Raw genomic sequence first — 3,185 nt, 5'->3', positions numbered from 1 at the left:
GTATCCATCCGGTGAAGGCCGCACCCGTTTCAGTTAGCGGTCACTGGGTTTGATGATGCGTTTTGCTGCGGCGTTACGACGAGCGGCGATCCGGCCGAGGATGCCGTTGATCGGGAAGACATCGAGTTCGTCTGGATCGTAGTCGTCGAGCCATTCGCTGACATCGGCGTGATCTGGATGGTCCGGATCGTTTCTCGCCTCGAGCATTTCGTAGAACCCCGGGATGCCGCCGCAGTCCTCGGGAGGGCAGTTGCGCTCACCGGCGATGAAACGCGGATATGCCGTGGAGCGATCCCCAGCTCGGACATCCCTGATGATCAAACTGTGTTCCCAGTAATCGCCGAAATCATAGACATAATGAATCCGGGTAGTGCCGGGAGCAAGCACATCGCGCAGTCGTGTGCGGGAGGCGACCTTGCGGGGAGCGGTCCCCCAGTCCTCGTCCATGGGCAGGCCGTAGGTCTGGTGATCGATGACCATCTCCCAGAGGTGATAGTCGAGCCATCCCATGGCGGTCTGGACGATCTCGTGCAGCACCTTGAGGGTGATGGAGGTTGGGACTTCGAGCTCTCGCCAGATGAGCGGGTCGGAATCGTTCAGCTCGATACGCAGCGTGGCGATCTCGGTAAAACTGTCGATGGCGCTTTGGCGGGTCATGCCGCCTGCGATAGCAGACCTTCACTCTTGCGCCAGTTCCAAGGCAGCAGCTGATCGAGCCTGGTGGCCGGATGATCGGCGATGCGAGCGAGGACATCGGCGAGCCAGGCCTGCGGATCGACATCGTTGAGCCTGGCGGTCTGGATCAGGGTGTAGATGATGGCGGCACGCTTGCCGCCGCGATCGGATCCGCAGAACAGCCATGCCTTGCGGCCAAGCGGGATGCAGCGGAGCGCGCGCTCGGCGGCGTTGTTGGTGAGGCAGATCCGGCCATCGTCGAGGAAGCGGGTGAACGCGTCCCAGCGCTTGAGCATGTAGAAGCAGGCCTTGGTGAGATCATGGCCGCGCGACAGCTTGGCGACCTGCTCGGTCAGCCAGGTGTGGAGCTCGGCCATGAGCGGCGCGCTGAGTTCCTGGCGAACTGCAAGCCGCTCGGCCGGGCTCTTGCCGTTGATGCCGCGCTCGATGTCGAACAGGGCATCGAGGCGCTGCACGGCTTCGAGCGCGATCGGATAGATCATGGCGGCGCTCTGTCCGCGACTCTTCTTGCGGGCCGAGCTTACGACATCGGCCAGCTCGAAGAACTTGCGCCTCGCATGGGCGAAGCAGCCTGCCTCGAGCACGGGGCCGGGGTCGCGTCCTTCGCGATAGAGGTCGTTGTAGCCGCTATAGGCATCGGCCTGCAGGATACCGGACCAGCCTGCGAGATGGGCTTGCGGGTGCTCTCCGCGCCGATCGCGCGAGTAGTGGAACAGGACTGCCGGTGGATCGGTCCCGGCGAACGGACGATCATCGCGGACATAGACCCATAATCGGGCCACATCGGTCTTGCCCTTGGCCATGACCGGCACGGTGGTATCGTCGCCGTGGATCCGGGTTGCAGCCAGAACATGCGCCTCGATCAGCTTGTAGATCGGCATCAGCGCGTGAGCAGCGGCGCCGACCTGATCGGCCAGGGTCGAGACGCTGAGCGGCACGCCTTCGCGGGCGAACCGCTCGGCCTGCCGGTTGAGCGGTTGGTGCTGCCCATACTTCTCGAACATCAGCATGGCGAGGAAGCTGGGGCCTGCCCAACCGCGCGGGACCACGTGGAATGGTGCCGGGGCCTGGGCGATCTTCTCACAGTCACGGCACGAGAACTTCTCTCGAACCGTCTGGATCACCTTCCACGAACGCGGGATGACCTCGAGCGTCTCGGTGACGTCCTCGCCAAGCTTGGAGAGCCGATCCCCGCCGCAGGCCGGGCAGGAGCAGGGGGCAGGCACCACGACGCGCTCGCGCGGCAGGTGCTCGGGGAACGGCTTCCTTGCCGGGCGCTTGCGCTCGAAGGCGGTGACCGTGGTGGTCTTCGCTGCCGCTTCCTCGGCGATCAGGTCGTCTTCGGCGGCGTCAGCCTCGAGCTCTTCGAGCTGCAGCTCCATCTGATCGAGCAGGCGACGGCTGCGCTCGGCGCTGGGGCCATACTGCTCGCGCTTGAGCTTGGCGATCTGCAGCTTGAGGTGGGCGATCAGCGCCTCGATGGCGCTCTGGTGGGCCATGGCGTTGGCAAGCTGTGCCGTGGCGGTAGCGGCGTTCTGCTCGGCCTCCTCGACTCTGCGAGCCATCGTCGCCACCAGCGCCTTGAGCGCTTCGACATCGTCTGGCAGGGGCGAGATGGCGGCTTCCACAGGAGAGATGGAATCATGTTCCACCCTCTGCCGCAAGGGCAAAACACCGCCTTGCGACGATTATCCGGCGCTCTGCGGCCGCCACGTATACTGCGGGTTGCGCCAGTCGATCCCCTCCAGCAGGCAGGCCAGCTGCGAGGGGGTCAGCGACACCGTTCCCTCGCTCGCCGAGGGCCATACGAACCGGCCCTTCTCAAGCCGCTTGGCGTAGAGCGACATGCCGATCCCGTCGTGCCAGATGATCTTGATCAGCGAGCCTGCGCGGCCGCGGAATACAAACAGATCACCGCCGTGGGGATTACGCTTGAGGCCTTGCTGCACCAGCAGCGCCAGGCCCTGCATGCCCTTCCTCATATCCGTGTGGCCGAGCGCGATCCACACCCGCGCGCCGGAAGGGATCATCGCAGAGCCTTCAGCGCGGCAGCGACCAGCGCCGGCGATGCCGCAGCGAAAACGCTCAGCCGCTTGCCGCGTGGCAGGTCGATGATCATCGCCGGGTGCTCGGCAGCGCTGACCGGCACCGCGTCCCCGTCGATCACCGCTTCGGCGAATACCGGCGTGGGAAGCGCATCCGGTGCCTCGGCCTCCTGCGCCGCGCCTGCATCGAGCAACTTGCGCCGCCAAGTGTAGATCAGCGCCGAGGAGATATCGTGCCGCCGACACACCTCGGCAACGCAGGCGCCAGGCGCGAACGCCTCGGAAAGGATCCGCAGCCGTTCTTCCTCGCTCCACCGGCGCCGCCGCTCCGGCCCCGAAAATACCGTCACCTGACCCATCGACCACTCCTAAGCGCGCTCAAAAGAGCACGCTAAAGAGCGCTCGCTACCTACCCGCGCAAGGCGGCCCCCGCCGGATGGATAC

General features: G+C 65.2%; 4 protein-coding genes. All 4 read right to left on the bottom strand.

Going from position 1 to position 3,185, the window contains the following annotated elements; translation table 11 throughout:
- Positions 1-33: 33 nt before the first annotated feature.
- From DKM43_RS04205 to tnpA, 4 genes are read right to left on the bottom strand one after another with little or no spacing between them, the layout of a single operon-like run.
- Positions 34-657 carry a plasmid pRiA4b ORF-3 family protein gene (locus tag DKM43_RS04205; protein ID WP_027443935.1) on the bottom strand — a complete coding sequence of 208 codons (624 nt, stop codon included), beginning with the start codon at positions 655-657 and terminating at the stop codon, positions 34-36.
- On the bottom strand, positions 654-2,324 hold the full coding sequence (gene tnpC / locus DKM43_RS04200; protein ID WP_066117480.1) for an IS66 family transposase: 1,671 nt from the start codon (positions 2,322-2,324) through the stop codon (positions 654-656). Before tnpC ends, DKM43_RS04205 begins: the two co-directional genes overlap by 4 nt.
- Positions 2,325-2,384: 60 nt before the next feature.
- Positions 2,385-2,726, bottom strand: a complete 342-nt coding sequence (gene tnpB / locus DKM43_RS04195; protein ID WP_066117483.1) for an IS66 family insertion sequence element accessory protein TnpB — start codon at positions 2,724-2,726, stop codon at positions 2,385-2,387.
- A complete protein-coding gene (gene tnpA, locus DKM43_RS04190; protein WP_086616937.1) occupies positions 2,723-3,100 on the bottom strand; it encodes an IS66-like element accessory protein TnpA in 378 nt (125 codons plus the stop codon). Before tnpA ends, tnpB begins: the two co-directional genes overlap by 4 nt.
- Between the last annotated feature and the right edge of the window lie 85 nt (positions 3,101-3,185).

Source organism: Novosphingobium meiothermophilum, from assembly GCF_003171715.1.
Lineage (GTDB): Bacteria > Pseudomonadota > Alphaproteobacteria > Sphingomonadales > Sphingomonadaceae > Novosphingobium > Novosphingobium meiothermophilum.
The sequence above is the reverse complement of the archived record's forward strand: the minus strand, read 5'-3'. Positions and strand labels throughout refer to the sequence as shown.

Bases quoted from the DNA above. Each gene is read 5' to 3' on its own strand.
- tnpB (WP_066117483.1), bottom strand. From the start codon at position 2,726: ATGATCCCTTCCGGCGCGCGGGTGTGGATCGCGCTCGGCCACACGGAT.
- tnpA (WP_086616937.1), bottom strand. From the start codon at position 3,100: ATGGGTCAGGTGACGGTATTTTCGGGGCCGGAGCGGCGGCGCCGGTGG.
- DKM43_RS04205 (WP_027443935.1), bottom strand. From the start codon at position 657: ATGACCCGCCAAAGCGCCATCGACAGTTTTACCGAGATCGCCACGCTG.